Genomic DNA, 18,718 nt, shown 5'->3' on the forward strand with positions numbered 1-18,718 from the left:
CCCCGTGCGTGTTATCATGTGCGGAGGACGTTGGGGAAAATTGCGACACCCAGGGAAAAAGCAAACATGTCCCAAGATCACAAAGCCGCTACGTCGTCGCGGCAACCAGTGCTGCGCCTAAGCGGCATATCCAAGAATTTCGGCGCCGTTTCAGCGCTCACCGATATCGATCTGGAAGTCTTTCCGGGCGAAGTTGTCGCCCTTGTCGGCGACAACGGCGCGGGGAAGTCCACCCTCATCAAGACGCTGGCAGGCGTCCACCAGCCGACATCGGGCACAATCGAATTCAATGGCGAGAAGGTTACGCTTTCATCGCCGGGTGATGCGCTCGGCCTCGGCATTGCGACGGTCTTTCAGGATCTGGCGCTGTGCGAAAATCTCGATGTCGTGGCCAATATCTTCCTTGGCCGTGAGTTGAGCCCCTACCGCCTCGACGAAGTGTCGATGGAAATCAAGGCTTGGAAGCTTCTCAACGAGCTTTCCGCACGTATTCCGAGCGTGCGTGAGCCCGTCGCCTCTCTTTCAGGCGGCCAGCGCCAGACGGTTGCGATCTCGCGTTCGCTGCTGCTCGATCCAAAGCTAATCATGCTCGATGAACCGACGGCCGCGCTGGGTGTCGCACAGACGGCTGAAGTTCTCGATCTTATTGAGCGTGTCCGTGACCGCGGGCTCGGCGTCTTGATGATTAGCCACAATATGGAAGACGTGCGCGCGGTGGCAGACCGCATCGTCGTTCTGCGGCTTGGCCGTAATAATGGTGTTTTTTATCCGGATTCCTCGAATGAGGAACTGGTCGCAGCCATTACTGGCGCGAGCAGCAATTCCGTTTCCCGCCGCGCCGAACGGCGTCAGGCGCAGCATGATGCCGGTGAGACCCATGATCGGGGAGAAGCATAATGAACCAGGCAACCGGAAATACCCCTCTTGATCGCCAGGATACGCGGGTGCGCCATGATGAAGGCGTTTCAGGCGCGTTGCGCAGTTTCTTTGATCGTGTTCGGTCGGGCGATCTTGGATCGCTGCCGGTTATAGTCGGTCTCATCATCATCTGGACCGTTTTCCAGACGTTGAACCCGGTCTTTCTATCGAGCAACAACCTCGTCAACTTGTTGTTCGACTGCTCGACCATCGGTGTGATTTCACTCGGTATCGTCTGCATCCTGATGCTGGGCGAAATAGATCTTTCGGTCGGTTCGGTCAGCGGTCTGGCTTCGGCTATCGTCGGCGTGCTCTGGGTCAATCACGGCTGGCCTGTCGGGATCGCGATGCTGGCGGCGCTGTGTGCTGGCGCGCTGATCGGCCTGCTTTATGCATTTCTCTATAACCGCTTCAGCATGCCAAGCTTTGTTTCAACTCTGGCCGGTCTGCTGGCAGCGCTTGGCCTTCAGCTTTACCTCCTTGGCAATACGGGCTCAATCAATCTGCCTTACGGCTCGTGGCTCGTGAGCTTCGGCCAACTTCTGGTGATGCCGCGTCCGCTTTCCTATGCACTGGTGCTGATTGCCGGGCTTGCCATTTTCTTCACTGGTTTTCGTTCGGCGCAGCGTCGCCGCGAAGCCGGTCTGTCGACACCGTCGTCAGTTGGGATCGCGCTCAAAGCCATCATCATCACGATCATTGTCGGTGGTGCGGTGTTCTACCTTAACCAGTCGCGCGGTGTGCCGTGGATGTTTGGCCTCTTCGTGGCGCTAGTCATCGCGATGAACTATGCGCTTACCCGCACAAAATGGGGGCGCGCCATGCAGGCGGTCGGCGGTAATCGTGAAGCAGCGCGCCGTGCCGGTATCAATGTGAAGTTCATCTATATGTCCGCTTTCATGACCTGTTCTGTTCTTGCTGCAGCCGGTGGCATCCTGGCAGCATCTCGTCTGGCATCGTCCAGTCAGCAGGCGGGCACCGGTGACGTCAACCTGAATGCCATTGCGGCAGCTGTCATTGGTGGCACTAGTCTTTTCGGTGGCCGCGGCAGCGCCTGGTCGGCTCTGCTCGGCATTATTGTCATCCAGTCGATCGCCAGCGGTCTAACCCTGCTCGATCTGTCGTCTTCGCTTCGCTACATGATCACAGGCGCAGTGCTCGCAATCGCGGTGATCGTCGATTCTCTTGCCCGCCGCTCGCGCCAGTCGCACGGTCGCGCTTAAAACTTTAAGGACTGAAAAATGGCTCAGGATCTCAACGGAAAAGTTGGCGCTGTAACTGGTGCTGCCTCAGGCATTGGCTTCGAATGTGCAAAGCATATGATCGAAGCGGGCATGATGGTGTTTCTCGTCGACCGTGACGAGAAGGCGCTGAAGGAAAAATGCGCAGAGCTTGGCGACAAGGCCAGGCCTCTGGTCATTGATCTGCTCAACCCGGCGTCCGTCGCCACCATGATGCCGCAGATTCTCGAACAGGCCGGCCAATTGGACGTGTTTCACGCCAATGCCGGCGCTTATATTGGCGGCCCTCTGTGGGAAGGCGATCCAGACGCCTGGGACCGCATGTTGAACCTCAATATCAACGCGGCCTTTCGCACCATTCATGCGGTGCTGCCGCATATGATGGAACGCAAGACTGGCGATATTATCATGACCAGCTCCGTTGCAGGCGTCGTGCCGGTGATCTGGGAGCCGATCTATACGGCATCCAAACATGCCGTTCAGGCTTTCGTGCACACGGTTCGCCGTCAAGTTGCCCCGCATGGAATCCGCGTTGGCGGCGTTTTGCCCGGCCCAGTCGTGACCGCACTCATCAGTGATTGGCCGAAGGCCAAGCTCGATGAAGCGCTCGCCAATGGCAGTCTGATGGAGCCGAAGGAAGTTGCGGAATCCGTGATGTTCATGCTGACGCGCCCGCGCAACATCACCATTCGCGATCTGGTCATCCTTCCGCAGAGCCTTGATCTGTAAATGGGAGCGACCATGACCAGTTATTATCTGGGCGTCGATGTCGGCACCGGTAGTGCCCGCGCCGGTCTGTTTGACGCCAGCGGTACCATGCTTGCTTCGGCCAAGCGCGATATCACCATCTGGCGCGAAGCCGGCAGCGTTGTCGAGCAGTCGAGCGCCAATATCTGGCAGGCCGTGTGCGAAAGCGTGCGCGAAGCAGTCAGGATTGCCGGTGTCAATTCGGCCGACATTGCCGGTATTGGCTATGACGCGACATGCTCGCTGGTCGTATTGGGTGAGGGGGGCAAGCCGCTTGCCGTAGGGCCATCCAACGATCCTGAGCGCGATATCATCGTGTGGATGGATCATCGCGCCGTCGAACAGGCAGAGCGGATCAACGCGACCAACGCCAAGGTACTTGACTATGTTGGCGGCACCATTTCTCCCGAGATGGAAACGCCGAAGTTGTTGTGGCTGAAGGAAAATAAGGCGGAAACGTTCGCCGCTGCCTGGCAGTTTTTCGACCTCACCGATTTTCTCACATGGAAATCCTGCGGCAGTCTTGCCCGCTCGGCCTGCACTGTTACCTGCAAATGGACTTATCTCAGTCATGAAAAGCGCTGGGACGAGGCTTATTTCCGTGAAGTCGGCCTTGGCGAATTGGCGGATGAAAGTTTCGTTCGCATCGGTACTGACGTTCGCGCGGGTGGCGAGAAACTTGGCGGTTTGAGCGAACAGGCTGCGACAGAACTTGGCCTGATGCCGGGGACAGCAATTGCCGCCGGATTGATCGACGCTCATGCAGGCGGTATAGGCACTGTCGGAGCGCGTGGTTCGGAAGGCCGGATATTATCACGCATGGCCTATGTGTTCGGCACGTCGGCCTGCACCATGACCACCACCGAACAGCCGGTCTTTGTGGATGGTGTCTGGGGTCCGTATTATTCCGCGATGGTGCCGGGTCTGTGGCTCAACGAGGGTGGCCAGTCGGCAGCGGGTGCTGCTATTGATCACCTGATCCACATGCATCCTTTTGCGATCGAAGCCGAAAAGATGGCGGTAGCTCAAGGCATGGGTTTGGCTGACGGTCTTGCAGCCGAAGTCGAGGCTAGAGGGGGTGTTGAAAATGCGGCTGCCATCATCGGTGACATTCATGTTGTGCCGGAGTTCCTCGGCAATCGTGCACCGTTCGCCGATCCCGATGCGCGCGCGATCATTGCCGGGCTGGACCTTGATGCCGGAATCGACAGCCTGACGGCGCTTTATCTCGCTGGGCTGTGCGGCCTTGGCTATGGTGCGCGACAGATCGTCGAGGCGCAGAAGGCAAAGGGCATCGTGACAGACACTATCGTCGTCTCGGGCGGAGCAGCGCGTTCGCATCTGGTGCGACAGGTGCTTGCCGACACGACAGGCCTTGTCATCGCCGCCTCAACGTCGCCGGAACCTGTTCTGCTCGGCTCTGCCATGCTGGGTGCGCTGGCGTCGGGTGCTTACCCTGATCTTGCTTCAGCAATGCTTTCCATGTCGGAACTTGGGGAGGTGAACAGGCCCGATGCCGGGCGAGCCAAATGGCACGACAGGCGTTTTGAGGCTTTCACGCTATTGCAAGCAACCGCTCGCAAAATTCGCTCAACTCAATTGCGCTAGACTGTACGTCGCAAACAGCCAGTCATATGCGTGAAAAAACGTCCGCGGCTATGGCTATGTATGAGATTCTCGCGATTGACGATGACAGTCTCTGCTTTTGCTTCCGCGCCAGAGACGAATGTGGTGGAACGGCTGATCTTTGTCTTGCCGGTTCCGCCCCCGATCGGAGATTGACTGGAACAAGCTGATAGCAGGTTTCATGAAAGCCTGTTTCAGAATTCGCTTGAAAATATAGCTCACAATTGGGCGTTAGGCTTACCAAATCGGAGCAAAATGCGAAGATTGCAACGTTAACGGGTTGTGGCTATTTGCGATCCGGCAAGCGCGAGAAATGTTCCATCGTTTCATCAAGGAGCACCCATTCATGTTTCGATTGCTCGAATACAGATAGTGTGGGTGTTATAAAAGCCGGATCGGCGAACGAACCGACTGCCACTCCGATCACGGAGGGAGCAGCTTCGGGCAGCCAATAAACGGTTGAGCCGCAGTTTGGACAGAAATGCATCCGGACCTTGCGCCCGCTTTCGGCTGTCCGAACGAATTCAGTCGATGTGCCGGAAATTTCAGCGCAATCTGATGCATAGAAAGCATTAGCGCTGAACGGCGATCCTGTCCGTCGCTGACAGGCGAAGCAGTGACACAGTGCCGTCAATTGTGGTGGCCCATGCGGCGTTACTCTAAGATTTCCGCAAGCACATTGAGCATAGGTCATGGATTTCCCCTGCATGGTGAGATTGCACCAGTTGAAATGGAATTGGAACACAGCCCGAAGGGGCATGTGGCTCGGGTGGAAGCTGGTGGAGGCTCTGGCTTTGACGTGCAGTCGTTCGGTGCCAGCCCCATCTTGGGTTTCAGTTGCAACGTTGGCAATATCTGAACCGAATACTGCATATTATTACCGCTTGAAGTTCTAACCGCAACCTCGATTAAACAGAATTTCTCACGCTTGCTTTTGTGCAAGATATTGCGGACGTTGTTGCCTGAGCTCCCATTCGGGAGAACACATGGGAGGAAAGACATGCAGCATTACAGACTGAAATCGCTTTCCCTTGCCGCTGCTATTGCCGTTGCTGGTCATCTGCCTTCGGCCTACGCGGCATCACCAGCCCCGGCGGAAGGCCAAAACGGCATGGTGGTTACGGCCCAACATCTCGCCTCGCAGATCGGTATTGATGTGCTGAAGAACGGCGGCAATGCCGTCGATGCGGCTGTCGCGGTCGGCTATGCGCTGGCAGTCGTTTATCCGACTGCGGGCAATCTGGGCGGGGGCGGTTTTATGACGATCCGCTTCAAGGATGGCAAGAGCACTTTTCTCGATTTTCGCGAACGTGCGCCATTAGCCGCCACCAAGACCATGTATCTGGATAACAATGGTAATCCCATCGAGGGAGCCAGTACAGAAACTTATCTCGCCATCGGTGTGCCAGGTACGGTGGCCGGCCTCGAGGAAGCACGCGAAAAATATGGCAGTCGCAAACGCGAGGAGCTGATCGACCCGGCACTGAAACTTGCCAAGGACGGTTTCACGCTCGAGCTGGGTGATATTCTCTCCTTTGCCGATGGCAATGAAAGACTGGCGAAAGACCCGGCTGCTGCGAAAATCTTCCTGAAAGACGGAAAGCCGCTTGGCTTGGGCGAGAAGCTTGTTCAGCCGGATTTGGCGAAATCGCTTTCGGCCATTTCGGAAAAGGGCACATCGGCTTTCTACCAGGGCGATATTGCCGATCTGATCGTCAAATCAAGCAAGGAAAATGGCGGCATTCTCGCAAAGGCCGATTTTGAACAATACAAGGTCCGTGAGCTGGAACCGGTCAAGTGCAGCTATCGCGGCTATGACATCGTCTCATCGCCGCCGCCTTCTTCCGGTGGGCTGATCATCTGCGAAATCCTGAACGTGCTTGAGGGTTATCCGATCTCCTATCTGGGCTACGGCTCGGCAGAAACCACGCGTTTGATGGTGGAAGCGATGCGCCACGCCTATGTGGACCGCAACACGGCATTGGGCGACCCCGATTTTATCGATAATCCAATCGAGAAGCTCACCAGCAAGGCCTATGCCGCAGAAATCCGCAGTCGTATCGATCCTTATCGCGCCGGTGTCAGCGAGGCGCTGAAGCCAGCCGAATTCAAGGAGTCCAACGAAACCACGCATTATTCCATCGTGGACAAGGACGGCAATGCGGTCGCCGTGACCTATACGCTGAACGGATCGTTCGGCACGGCCAAGGTGGCCGAAGGCACCGGCATTCTCCTCAACAACGAGATGGACGACTTCACCATCAAGCCGGGTGTGGCCAATCTCTACGGTCTCATACAGGGTGAAGCCAATGCCATCGAAGCGCGCAAGTCACCGCTTTCCTCGATGAGCCCGACCATCGTGTCGAAGGACGGAAAACCATTCATGGTCATAGGCAGCCCCGGCGGTTCGCGCATCATCACGATCACACTTGAGGCGATCATGAATGTCATTGACCACGGCATGGACATTCAGGAAGCGATTGACGCTCCGCGCATCCATCACCAGTGGTTGCCTGACCGGGTCTACACGGAGGCGAATGCGCTTTCGCCGGATACGATCCGGCTGCTGACCGGCATGGGCTATACCGTCGGTGAGGACCATGACTGGCCGGTCTGGGGTGAGGCGGCAGGCATTCTTGTCGGAGGCAAGGATATGGCGGCCATCGAAAAGGGCGGCGACAACCGCTATTATGGTGCTATCGACAGCCGTGCCGTCGCTGGCGCTGCCATAGGATACTAAAAAGGAACCACTCTGGCGGTAGCCGAGGACATAGACAAGAAGCAAGGAGACGAGATGACGTCACGTCTCCTCAATGTTCCGTTTGGGTTAGATCAATCAGCGCTTTTGTCGGTGATTCGTGCTCTCTTCAGTATTTCGATGACCATTTCTGAGGCTTTGTTGAGCGAACCGACCGGCAGAAACTCGTAAATCGAGTGGAAGTTGTGCGCGCCGCAGAACAGATTGGGGCATGGCAGTCCTTTTTCCGACAGCACCGCACCGTCATAACCGCCACGCATCGGCAGGGGCGTCGGTGAAACGCCTATGGCCTTCATGGCCTGAAGGGCAAGCACGACCGGATAACGGTTCTCGCCTTGCAGGCTTTCGGCAGCGTTGCGATAGACGGCCTTGTAGTCCACGTGAACTGTGCCGTCGCCATGGAGTTGGTTGAAACTTTGAGCAAGGTTTTCGATAAAGGCACGACGTGCTTCGTAACCGTCCTTCGTGAAATCGCGAATATCGATAATCAGGCTTGTCTCGGCAACGGTCCCTTGAATGCCCTTGGCCCAATAATAGCCTTCAGTGCCTTCCGTATATTCCGGGCGTTCGCCACCCGGCATCATTGCAATGAATTGCTGGGCATAGAGAATGGCATTGCGCAGCTTGCCCTTGGCTGACATCGGATGGGCCGGCTGTCCTTTGAAGGTCAGGCGAAATTCGCCTGCGTTCCAGTTCTCATACACGATTTCGCCAACCGCACAGCAATCGAGCGTATAGGCGAAATCGGCCTTCAGGGAAGTAACGTCGAGCGCCTTGGCTCCGAGCAGTCCGATTTCTTCATCAGGAACGAAAACGACCTTGACCGTGCCGTGCTCGATTTCGGGGTGAGTGGTCAGGATCTGCATGGCATGCATGATCTCGGCGATGGCGGATTTGTTGTCGGCACCCAGCAAGCTGGTGCCGTCCGTCACGATGATCCTGTCCCCGACGTAGCGTTCCAGCTCGGGGAATTCGGCAAGCCGCATGACGGCGCCGGTCGCTTCATTGAGCAGGATATCCCCACCCTTATAATCGACCACATGAGCGCGGGTGTCGGTCGTATATTCGCTGGACGTATCGAGATGGGCGACCCATGCAATCGTCGGATACTGCCGATCGGCATTCAAGACATTGGCAGGCAACGTGCCGACAACGATCGAATGATCGCGCTCTTCAACTTCCATGCCCATGGCGCGCATTTCGCTAGCGAGCAGCTTTGCGAGATCGGTTTGTCCCGCGCTCGACGGGAGTTGGCCCGCATTGGGCACAGCGGTGGTGTTGATGCGGGTATAGGCTAGAAAGCGGTCTACGATATCCATCTTATTGTCTCGGCTAGAGCATTTCCAGCAAAAGTGCGAAGCGGTTTTGCGTCGGATAATGCGTAAAAACAAATAGATAGAGTATTTTCAGCAATTCGGCTTAAATTGAAAATGCTCTATTGGTCAACTTGGCTCGGATTTCATCTGAGCACCAAAAAAGAATAGCGGGCGCTTAGAGCGCGTTTCGATCTGATTGAATCAGATCGGCGCTCTAAACTTTTCTTTTCAAAGCATAATCTTATCGATCCTCGTTTCACTCCGGTCGGATTATGCTCTATGCCCGCTACCCGGAATTCATCGCCAGTTGTCGAACCGGCGGGGACGGGGTTTATTCCTCGATGTCGACGTCTTCGAACAGATAGCCGCCGAAGGGATCGATGCGGAAGTCTTTGACTTTCTTGCTGATCGGCTGCTCGACGATCTGATGGGCGATTGTCAGCCAGGGAGCCTGTTCCTTGAAGACGACCTGCGCCTGCTCGTAGAGCTTGGTGCGTTCTGCCTGATCGGTGGTCAGCTTGGCTGTCTGAATGAGCTTCTCGAAATCCTGATCGCACCAGTTTGCGCGATTGGCGCTGCCGATGGCCTGACAGCTCAAAAGTGCTGCGAGGAAATTGTCGGGATCGGCAATGCCGCCGGTCCAGCCAAGCATAACGGCGCCGTCGCGGTCCTTGTCCAGCGAACGCTTGAGGTATTCACCCCAGTCGTAGGTGACGATTTCTGCTGTTACGCCCACTTTGGCGAAATCGGACTGAATGAGTTCGGCCGCACGGCGCGCGTTCGGCATATAGGGCCGCTGCACGGGCATGGCCCAGATTTTCATCTTCAGGTCCTTGACGCCCGCTTCATCGAGCAACTTGCGCGACTGTTCGGGGTCATAAGGATCATCCTTGACGTTCTTGTTGTAGCCCCAGACACTTGGCGGCAGCGGATTGACCGAAACGACTGCCGAGCCCAGATAGACTGCATCGATGATCGCAGCCTTGTTGACCGCCATGTTCAGCGCTTTGCGGACGCGCACATCGTCAAACGGCTTCTGTTGGGTGTTGTATGCGAGGAAGGACAGGTTCAAACCTTCCTTATTCAGCATTTCGACGGCCGGGTCTTTCTTCATCTCCGCAATATCGGCAGGGTTGGGAGCGGCAATGACGTGGCACTCGCCCGACTTCAGCTTCTGATAGCGTACGGCTGCATCCGGCGTGATCGCAAAGATGAGATTGTCGATCTTCTGCTTGCCTGCCCAGTAATCGGGATTGGCCTGATAGCGGATGGCGCTATCTTTCTGATAGGCGACAAACTGATAGGGGCCGGTTCCGACGGGCTGCTGGCTGAACTCCGCAATGCGGCCTTCCGCGACGAGCTTGTCGGCATATTCCTTGGACTGAATGACAGCGAATGTCAGCGACAGCGTCGAGATAAAGGTTGCTTCAGGATGCGTCAGCACAAACTTGACGGTATGATCGTCAATCTTTTCGATTTTCTCGATCAGCGAAGGAAAGGAATAGGCCCCGAATTGCGGCCAGGTGCCTTGGTTGTAGTAAGGATTGTCCTTGTTTCCCTGACGGTCGAACGTGAAGATCACATCGTCCGCATTGAATTCACGCGTCGGAGTGAAAAAACTTGTGGTGTGAAACTTCACGCCCTTTCGCAGATGAAACGTATATTCCTTGCCATCGGCAGAAACGTCCCAGCTTTCCGCGAGACCGGGTTCCAGCTCCGTTGAGCCGCGCTTGATCTTGATAAGCCCGTTGGAAACATTGCGCGCCGATGCGTCATACACGGCGCCGGATGTCGTCTGCGCAGCATCGAACATTTCAGGAGATGCCTCGGAGCAATAGATCAATGTCTTGGCAAAGACTTGTCCAACTGCCGTGCTGTTGAGCGCAGCCGCGACCAGCGCGGCTGAAAATAGTTTTCCGTATGTATTCATGAGGCTGCATTCCCTTGCTGGCGACGCGACCGACCTTCGGCGGTGTGTTGTTCAGTATCGACTTTTTCAGATGATTCTAAACAGCGGTGCAGCTTTATATGAGCGCGCAAAGGCTCGTGAAGCAAGCTCAAAAGACCCTAGCTCGCGCTGCCCGTTCCGGGAATTTCGGGGATCATCTGGCGAAGCAGGTTCCGTAAGATCGAACGCACAGCGACGGTGGCTGCCGATTGTTCGCGGTCACGAGGCGTGATCAGGCGCACCTCACGTACAATGGCGGGGTCCGTCAGGGGGCGGGCCACGATGCCGCGACCACGCAAGGCGGTGAAAGCATAGGCGGGTAGAACTGCGATGCCAGCATTGACCTCCACCAGTGACAGTACCGTATGAATCTGGTTGGCTTCCATATGCGGTCGAAGTGCCAGTTTTGCCTGTTCGAAGCCGATTTCGGTTAAAAGCCGGATATTGCTCTTCTGCGTGAGCGTGATGATCGGCTGATTGTCGAGTTCGGACCAGCCGACCTGCTCATATCCGGCGAAGTCGTGATCGGGCGAAACGAAAATCATCAGCTGATCGCGTAGTGCCGTCTGGCTTTCAACGTCTGAGTCTTCACCGGAAAAAGTTCCGACGCCCAGATCGCAACGCCCGTTGCGAACCTGTTCGATGACGATTTCAGGCCCGACATCCTCGATCTTGATGACGAGGTTGGGGTGTTCATCGGCCACACGGCGAACCAGACGCGGAAGCACTGTCGTGCACAGCAATGGCGGGGCGGCAATGCTGACCTGACCGCGCCGCAACTTCCCCAGATCGCGCACCACTTCGGCGGCGCGATCAATTTCGGCAAGACCGGCAAGTGCGCCTTCGGCAAAGGCACGCCCCGCATCGGTCAGGCTGACACGCCGCGTCGTCCGGTCGAACAGACGCGTATCCAGCACCGTCTCCAGATCGCGGATGGTGTGGGAAAGATTGGCCTGGGTCGTCCTGACGCGCTCGGCTGCGCGGGAAAAATTTCCCAGTTCGACCACGGCCTGAAAACATTCGATCTGGCGGAGAGTGGGGCGCATCGGCTCACTTATGAGTTTTTGTTTATGAATATATTCTACTTACAAGACTTCCCGAATGAAAGAAAGTCAGGCTCGATCAGGAAGACGCGGGTATGGAGTGACCCGCCCCCGAAGCGAGGATTCCGATGAAGTATGACCGTCAGAACGCCAAGGCCCATTCGCGCGCTACGATGCGCGGTATCTGGGCTGCGGCAAACACGCCTTTCAACGAGGACGGATCGATCGATGAAGGCGGCTTTCGCAAGAATGTCGACCACTGGATCAACGATCTGGGCATTGACGGACTTTTCGTCGCGGGAAAGCAGGGCGAATTCTTCTCCATGTCGGTTGACGAGCGCAAGCGCATGTTCGATCTGGCTGTCTCGGCAGTCGGTGACAAGGCGCAGACAATCATGTCCTGCTCGGACCAGAACATGGATGTGGTTATAGATCTGGCCAGGCATGCGCAGGCCAGCGGCGCCGACTATATCGTCGTCCATGCGCCGGTTCTGCATTTCCTACGCGCGCAGGATGAAACACTGCTACGCTACTATGAAACAATCGCCTCGAAGGTGGATATCGGCCTTGCGCTTTGGTCGCATCCCGATAGCGGCTATCTGATGAGCCCTGAGCTCTGCAATCGTCTGGCCGACATCGAAACGGTCGTCGCGATCAAATATTCGGTCCCGCGCGACATGTATCGCAAGCTCACGGAACTTGCAGGCGACCGCATTCTCGTCTCGACGGCATCGGAAGACGAGTGGCTGGACAATATTCTCGAGCTCGGCTGGCAGCTTTATCTTTGCTCTTCGCCGCCCTACACGCTGCAGACCAAGGTTGATCGCCGTATGCGCGATTATACCGATCTGGCCTTTGCGGGCAAAGCCACTGAGGCGCGCGCCGTCTGGCAAAGTCTGGAACCTGTCCGCCATGCCTTCAAGTCGACGCGACCGGCTGAAAAACCCACTTCGCATCAAAAATACTGGCAGGAGCTGCTTGGTCAGGTTGGTGGACCTGTTCGTGCGCCGATGCTTGAACTGACCGATGTCGAAAAACTGGCTATCCGGGAGGCATTTGATAGCTGCGGTCTCAAACTATCCTGATCGAACCGAAAAGGGGAACAAGAATGACAAAACTAAGCGCCTTCAATTTTCAAAAATGGATCGATGAACATAAACATCTGCTGAAGCCGCCTGTCGGCAATCAGTTGGTGTTCAAAGATGCGGATCTGATGGTCACCGTCGTCGGTGGCCCAAACAAGCGCACCGATTACCATGACGATCCGGTAGAGGAGTTCTTCTATCAGCTCAAGGGCGACATGCTGCTGAAGCTGCATGATACGTCCACGGGCGAGTTTTATGATGTGCCAATCCGTGAAGGTGATATTTTCCTTTTGCCGGCGCATGTCCGTCATTCACCGCAGCGTCCGCAGGAAGGGTCGATCGGTCTGGTGATCGAACCAGCTCGTCCTGAAGGCGTTCTCGATGCGGTTGAATGGTACTGTTTCGAATGCAGCGGTCTGGTTCATCGAGCCGAGGTGGACCTTGAATCCATCGTCGATGATCTGCCGCCGCTCTACGCTGCTTTCTACAATGATGAGAAACTGCGGACCTGCCCACATTGCAAAACCATTCATCCAGGCAAGAACCCGCCTGAAGGCTGGGTCGCGCTTTGATAGGCACGCCCGGCAAAACTGCCGGGCGTCTATGCAGAAGCATAAAAAGACACGGGGAAATGAAATGAAAAAGAAACTCCTGATGATGAGCCTACTGGCTGGGCTGACAACGGGCGCCTCTGCTGAACCGGTCAAGATTGGTGTGATAACGACCTTATCAGGTCCGGGTGGATATCTCGGACAGGACGTGCGTGATGGTATGCAGCTTGCTATCGATGCAGAAGGCGGCAAACTTGGCGGCGTGCCGGTCGAACTAAAGGTCGAGGATGATGCGGCCAAGCCCGGAAACGGACGACAGATCGCCGAGCGGTTCATGTCTGAAGATGGCGTCAAACTGTTTACAGGTATTATTTTCTCGAATGTAGCCGGCGCGGCGGTGCCGGATATCGTGGACAATGACAGCATCTATATCAGCGCCAACGCCGCGCCATCGAGCATGGCAGGTAAGGGTTGCGATGCCAATTACTTCGTTGTTTCCTGGCAAAATGACTCGCTGCATGAGGCATCGGGCATCGCTGCGGAGCAGGAAGGCTTCAAACGTGTCTTTATTCTTGCACCGAACTACCAGGCGGGCAAGGATGCGCTGGCGGGCTTCAAGCACCGGTTCAAGGGCGAAGTTGTAGGTGAAATCTACACCCAGCTCGATCAGACCGACTATTCGGCAGAGATGGCCCAGATACGCGCCGCCAATCCAGATGTGGTCTTCCAGTTTCATCCAGGCGGTATGGGCATTGCGTTCATGCGCCAGTACCAGCAAGCCGGTCTTCTCGGCAAGATTCCCATGGTTCTTTCAGAACCGTCCAGCGATGCCGTGATCCTCAAATCGTTGGGTGATGCATCAATCGGACTCTTGGCCACCAGTCACTGGAGCCCGGACTTCGACAATGCTGCGAGCAAGGAACTCGTGGCAAAGTGGAAGGCTGCTTATCCCGACCGGCCCCTGACCTATTACGGCACGCAAGGGTATGATGTGGCCCGACTGATTGCCTCGGCATTGAAACAGACCGGTGGCGTTGAAGATATCGATGCTGTGCGCGAAGCTCTGCGGAAGGCGGATTTCCAGTCAGTCCGGGGTAACTTTGCCTTCGGTCCTAACCAGCATCCCCTGCAGGACTGGTATCTGCTTGATGTCGTTAAGGGTGAGGATGGCAATCCGACGACCAGGATCAAGAAGAAGCTGATCGAAAATTACGGTGATTCCTATTCTGCAGAGTGCAAACTCTGACAACAATCCTTCGGCGCGCCCGAAAGTGCGCGCCATGCTTCTTTCCATTTCTTATGAAGGTCGTTTCGTCCAATGACACTCATCTTTGAGCAACTTTTGAATGGCCTTCTCTACGGCGTCATGTTGTTCCTTCTGGCAGCAGGGTTGACGCTGATCTTCGGGATTATGGGCGTTATCAATCTCGCTCATGGTTCGCTCTATATGATCGGCGCGTTCATCGGCACATGGGTGGCCGTGCACACGGGGAATTTCTGGCTTGGTCTGCCTGCCGCAATTCTGGGAGCCATGATTGCCGGCATCGTGATCGAGCTTGGCATCATGCGTAAGCTTTATCAGCGTGACCATCTGGATCAGGTGCTTGCGACGTTCTCGCTTATTCTGATTTTCAATGAGTTGACCGTGCTGATCTTTGGTCGCCAGCCGATTTTCACGCAGCTGCCGGCATCACTCTCTCAGCCGATCGAGCTTTTTTCCGGTCTAAGTTATCCGCCGTTCCGACTGCTCATTATTGTGGCCGGTTTGCTGGTTGCTGGCGGTCTTTATCTGCTCATCAACCGCACTCGGATCGGTATGCTGGTCCGAGCAGGATCGACGAACCGCGATATGGTGCGTGCGCTCGGCGTGGATATCCGTCTTCTTTATACGCTGGTGTTTGCATTAGGCGCGGCGTTCGCTGGCCTTGCGGGCTTCATGACTGGGCCGATCCTGGCCGTTCAGGTCGGTATGGGTGAGCAGATTCTGCTTGCCACCTTCGTGGTCGTGGTTATCGGCGGCGTCGGCTCGATTAAGGGAGCATTCATCGCCGGTATTTCACTTGGTGTTATCGATACCTGCCTGCGCGCCTTTCTGCCTTCCATTCTGCGCCACTTCATGGCAGGGGCCGAAGCCGACGCTCTGGGTGTGGGGATTGCGTCCATGGGTATCTATCTGCTGATGGCGATCGTTCTTCTGTTCCGCCCGAGAGGCCTATTTACGGTGGGAGCTTGAGTCATGTCATATCGTCTTCTGTTTGTTTTTCTCGGCTGCGTGGCGCTTGCATTATTCCCCTTTGGAGCGGAAGCGCTGGGTCAGACTGCCGCGTCCAGCCTTGTCGCCCGGGTTATGATCTATGCTATCGCCGCAGCCAGCCTCAATCTGATCCTCGGCTATGGCGGGATGGTTTCCTTCGGTCATGCTGCATTCTTTGGAATCGGCTCCTATGTCGTGGGCATCCTTTATTTTCACCACGCTGAGGAGACACTGCTTTTCGGCTTTATTCCGGGTTCCGACCAGTTCCTGATAACCGTGCCAGCGGCAATGCTGATGGCAGGCCTTGCCGCGTTGGTCATTGGGGCGCTTGCATTGCGCACTTCGGGCGTGCAGTTCATCATGATTACGCTCGCCTTTGCGCAAATGCTCTTCTTCCTCTTCGTTTCGCTCAAAACCTATGGCGGTGAAGATGGTATCATCGTTCGTCGGGCAAACGATCTTTTTGGCCTCAGCCTGCGTGACAAGACGACGATGTATTATGTCATCCTCGTCTCTATGATCCTGTATTTTGGCTTCCTTTGGCGGGTCGTGCATTCGTCCTATGGCGCGGTGCTTTCGGGCATTCGCCAGAGCGAGCGACGCATGACAGCTATGGGGATCGAAACTTATCGCTACAAGCTCTATGGCTTTGTCCTCGCCGGAATGGGCGCAGGTCTGGCTGGAGCACTTCTCACCATTTTCATGCGTTTTGCGAGCCCCGATACGCTGCACTGGACCAAATCGGGCGAGTTGATGGTGATGGTCATTCTAGGTGGTGTCGGCACGTTCTTCGGGCCGATCTGGGGAGCGGCTGCGTTCCTGATCCTCCAGACCTATCTTGCCTCCTGGACCGAACATTGGCAGCTCGCCTTGGGCATCATTCTGCTTGTCGTCGTTTTGGGAACTAAAGGCGGCATTGTCGGCGGCTGGCGCGCGCTTTGCCGTCCGTTCCGCAAAGACCGCAAAGTGGAGGTGCCAGCATGACTGTGATATTGCAGGTCCGCGATCTGGTGAAGCGCTTTGCCGGACTGGTCGCGACGGACCATGTGACGCTCGACGTCACCGAAGGGCATATCCATGCCCTGATCGGCCCGAACGGGGCAGGAAAATCCACGCTCATCAATCAGCTTTGCGGTGAACTGACGCCGACATCGGGGACGATCAGCCTGATGGGAGAAGATATCACGAAACTCCCAGGGGCCACGCGTGTTGAACGCGGATTGGGGCGTACATTCCAGATTTCGACGCTTCTGAACGATATGAGTGTGCGTCAGAATATCGCTATGGCAGTGCAGGCGCGCGAGGGGCACAATTTCCGGATTCTAGACAGTCTGAAAGGCCGCAGCGCCATCTGGCGTGAGGTTGACGCCATCCTTGCCGGAAGTCGTCTGGCCAATCATCCAGAAAAACTGGCAGGGGACCTGTCGAGCGGCGGGCGCAAGCAGCTGGAACTGCTGATGGCGCTGGCCGGAAAGCCCAAGCTCTTGCTTCTCGACGAGCCGATGGCTGGTCTCGGCCACGTTGAAAGCCAGGAAATGATCGAGCTTTTGCAAGGGTTGCGCGGCAAGGTTTCGATGCTGCTTGTCGAGCATGACATGGAGGCGGTGTTTGCGCTCGCCGACCGCATATCGGTGCTGGTCTATGGCCGCGTCATCCTCACGGGTACCGTGGAAGATATACGGGCAAGCGAAGCTGTGCGCGAAGCCTATCTCGGCGGGGAGGAGGAACTGTGCTGAAAATCGAAGGACTTCAGGCCGCTTACGGGCATTCGCAAGTATTGTTTGACGTCTCGTTGGAAGTCAATGAGGGAGAACTGGTAACCCTCATGGGCCGCAACGGTATGGGCAAAACAACCACCATACGCACTTTGATGGGGCTGCTGACCGCCAAAGGGGGGCAGGTCCAGATCGCAGGGCGCGACACGACCAGCTACAGCCCGGAAAAAGTAGCACGTCTTGGTGTCGGTCTTGTACCGGAGGGACGGCAGATTTTCCCGACATTGACGGTGCGGGAAAATCTGGTCGCAACTGCATCGAACCGCTGCAAGCGGCAGTCTCCATGGGATCTTGGCAAGATATATGCGCTTTTCCCACGCATGCAGGAACGGGCGGACCAGACGGCGGGCACGCTTTCGGGCGGCGAGCAGCAGATGCTGGCCATCGGGCGTGCGCTGATGACGAACCCGCATCTTCTGATCCTTGATGAAGCGACGGAAGGTCTTGCCCCTGTCATCCGCACGGAAATCTGGCACTGCATCATGCAATTGCGCGAAATGGGCCAGTCGATCCTCCTGATCGACAAGAACATAGCCGTTTTGAAGCGGCTGGCGGATCGGCATTATATCGTTGAGAAGGGCCGAACGGTCTGGCGTGGGACAAGTGCCGACCTTGATCGTGACCGTGACCAGGTGCACGCCTATGTCGGAATCTGAGGTAGTCGCGTTCGTTGGATGGGGTGCTATCAGCAAGCGGGTTGCAGAGCTTCTGGCCGAACGGAAAAGTTGTGTAAAAATTGGTGCCATCGCAGTGCGCGACAGGTCTGCTTCTCGTGAAGGAATACCTGCTGGCGCAGTGCTTATTGAAGATCCTGCAGAGCTTGCTGCCACCGGTGCAAGTCTCGTCGTGGAGGCGGCAGGCCGCCCCAGCGTCTTGCCATGGGGCGAAGCAGCTTTTGCTGCCGGAATGGATTTCGCGGTTTCGTCGACATCGGCTTTCGTCGACGATGCTTTGTTTCAAAGGCTGAAGGACGTCGCAGCGGCCAGTGGTGCGAAACTGATTATTCCACCCGGCGCGCTGGGCGGTATTGATGCGCTTTCGGCAGCAAGCCGACTTTCGATTGCAAGCGTCGAGCATCGCATCATCAAGCCTGCAAAAGCCTGGGAGGGGACACCGGCGGCCCAACTGATACCGCTCGATGAAATCAGTGAAGCCACGGTCTTCTTCACGGATACCGCTCGCAAGGCCGCGGATGCCTTTCCGCAAAATGCAAATGTCGCCGTGATTACCTCGCTAGCAGGGATTGGTATCGATCATACCCGTGTCACATTGGTCGCAGATCCAACAGCGCGCCTCAACACACATGAGATCATTGCCGAAGGCGCTTTCGGCAGGATGCATCTGCGTTTCGAAAATGGTCCGCTGGCGACCAATCCGAAATCATCCGAGATGACGGCACTTAATCTTGTGCGCTTGATTGAGAACCGGGCTGTTACCACGGTGATTTGATGCGCCT

Annotated in this window: 17 protein-coding genes and 1 pseudogene; 13 read left to right on the top strand and 5 right to left on the bottom strand. The window is 56.2% G+C overall.

Annotated elements, in window-relative coordinates:
- Positions 1–66 precede the first annotated feature (66 nt).
- From FIB18_RS16215 to FIB18_RS16230, 4 genes are read left to right on the top strand one after another with little or no spacing between them, the layout of a single operon-like run.
- Positions 67–897, top strand: coding sequence for an ATP-binding cassette domain-containing protein (locus tag FIB18_RS16215; RefSeq protein WP_140021689.1), 831 nt, complete (start codon positions 67–69; stop codon positions 895–897).
- Entirely contained in the window at positions 897–2,141 is a 1,245-nt protein-coding gene (locus tag FIB18_RS16220; protein ID WP_105543664.1) for a sugar ABC transporter permease, read from the top strand. The genes FIB18_RS16215 and FIB18_RS16220 overlap by 1 nt, the downstream gene beginning before the upstream one ends.
- Positions 2,142–2,159: 18 nt before the next feature.
- Complete coding sequence (locus tag FIB18_RS16225) at positions 2,160–2,888, top strand: SDR family oxidoreductase (protein ID WP_140021690.1); 729 nt, start codon at positions 2,160–2,162, stop codon at positions 2,886–2,888.
- A 12-nt stretch (positions 2,889–2,900) separates the two neighbouring features.
- Positions 2,901–4,514: an FGGY-family carbohydrate kinase gene (locus tag FIB18_RS16230; RefSeq protein ID WP_140021691.1), complete on the top strand. Its 1,614-nt coding sequence runs from the start codon at positions 2,901–2,903 to the stop codon at positions 4,512–4,514.
- Positions 4,515–4,818: 304 nt separating this feature from the next.
- On the opposite strand, the gene FIB18_RS16235 is transcribed toward FIB18_RS16230, so the two are convergent.
- Positions 4,819–5,226, bottom strand: a complete 408-nt coding sequence (locus FIB18_RS16235) for a GFA family protein (protein ID WP_140021692.1) — start codon at positions 5,224–5,226, stop codon at positions 4,819–4,821.
- 306 nt (positions 5,227–5,532) lie between these two features.
- Between FIB18_RS16235 and ggt the strand changes: the two genes are divergently transcribed.
- Positions 5,533–7,272, top strand: coding sequence for a gamma-glutamyltransferase (gene ggt, locus FIB18_RS16240; protein ID WP_140021693.1), 1,740 nt, complete (start codon positions 5,533–5,535; stop codon positions 7,270–7,272).
- Between the two features lie 92 nt (positions 7,273–7,364).
- Here ggt and pepT read toward each other — a convergent pair whose 3' ends face one another.
- From pepT to FIB18_RS16255, 4 genes and pseudogenes are all read right to left on the bottom strand, one after another.
- Positions 7,365–8,609, bottom strand: coding sequence for a peptidase T (pepT, locus tag FIB18_RS16245; RefSeq protein WP_140021694.1), 1,245 nt, complete (start codon positions 8,607–8,609; stop codon positions 7,365–7,367).
- A gap of 173 nt (positions 8,610–8,782) precedes the next feature.
- Positions 8,783–8,887, bottom strand: a pseudogene (locus FIB18_RS25460) (invasion associated locus B family protein); the annotation flags it as partial.
- 50 nt (positions 8,888–8,937) lie between these two features.
- Positions 8,938–10,536, bottom strand: a complete 1,599-nt coding sequence (locus tag FIB18_RS16250) for an ABC transporter substrate-binding protein (protein ID WP_140021695.1) — start codon at positions 10,534–10,536, stop codon at positions 8,938–8,940.
- 137 nt (positions 10,537–10,673) lie between these two features.
- Complete coding sequence (locus FIB18_RS16255) at positions 10,674–11,600, bottom strand: LysR family transcriptional regulator (RefSeq protein WP_140021696.1); 927 nt, start codon at positions 11,598–11,600, stop codon at positions 10,674–10,676.
- A gap of 125 nt (positions 11,601–11,725) precedes the next feature.
- Between FIB18_RS16255 and FIB18_RS16260 the strand changes: the two genes are divergently transcribed.
- From FIB18_RS16260 to FIB18_RS16295, 8 genes are all read left to right on the top strand, one after another.
- Positions 11,726–12,682 (top strand): dihydrodipicolinate synthase family protein, encoded by a 957-nt coding sequence (locus FIB18_RS16260; RefSeq protein WP_140021697.1) that lies wholly within the window; start codon positions 11,726–11,728, stop codon positions 12,680–12,682.
- Between the two features lie 23 nt (positions 12,683–12,705).
- Positions 12,706–13,254, top strand: coding sequence for a 3-hydroxyanthranilate 3,4-dioxygenase (locus FIB18_RS16265; protein ID WP_140021698.1), 549 nt, complete (start codon positions 12,706–12,708; stop codon positions 13,252–13,254).
- A 64-nt stretch (positions 13,255–13,318) separates the two neighbouring features.
- A complete protein-coding gene (locus FIB18_RS16270; RefSeq protein ID WP_140021699.1) occupies positions 13,319–14,479 on the top strand; it encodes an ABC transporter substrate-binding protein in 1,161 nt (386 codons plus the stop codon).
- Positions 14,480–14,551: 72 nt separating this feature from the next.
- Positions 14,552–15,466: a branched-chain amino acid ABC transporter permease gene (locus tag FIB18_RS16275; RefSeq protein WP_140021700.1), complete on the top strand. Its 915-nt coding sequence runs from the start codon at positions 14,552–14,554 to the stop codon at positions 15,464–15,466.
- A 3-nt stretch (positions 15,467–15,469) separates the two neighbouring features.
- The gene (locus FIB18_RS16280; protein ID WP_140021701.1) at positions 15,470–16,471 is read left to right on the top strand and encodes a branched-chain amino acid ABC transporter permease; all 1,002 of its coding nucleotides are present in this window, start codon (positions 15,470–15,472) and stop codon (positions 16,469–16,471) included.
- Entirely contained in the window at positions 16,468–17,223 is a 756-nt protein-coding gene (locus tag FIB18_RS16285) for an ABC transporter ATP-binding protein (RefSeq protein WP_140021702.1), read from the top strand. Before FIB18_RS16280 ends, FIB18_RS16285 begins: the two co-directional genes overlap by 4 nt.
- The gene (locus FIB18_RS16290) at positions 17,217–17,918 is read left to right on the top strand and encodes an ABC transporter ATP-binding protein (RefSeq protein WP_140021703.1); all 702 of its coding nucleotides are present in this window, start codon (positions 17,217–17,219) and stop codon (positions 17,916–17,918) included. Before FIB18_RS16285 ends, FIB18_RS16290 begins: the two co-directional genes overlap by 7 nt.
- Complete coding sequence (locus tag FIB18_RS16295; RefSeq protein ID WP_140021704.1) at positions 17,905–18,711, top strand: aspartate dehydrogenase; 807 nt, start codon at positions 17,905–17,907, stop codon at positions 18,709–18,711. Before FIB18_RS16290 ends, FIB18_RS16295 begins: the two co-directional genes overlap by 14 nt.
- The last annotated feature ends 7 nt before the right edge of the window (positions 18,712–18,718 follow it).

This window comes from Brucella pecoris (assembly GCF_006376675.1).
GTDB classification, from domain to species: domain Bacteria; phylum Pseudomonadota; class Alphaproteobacteria; order Rhizobiales; family Rhizobiaceae; genus Brucella; species Brucella pecoris.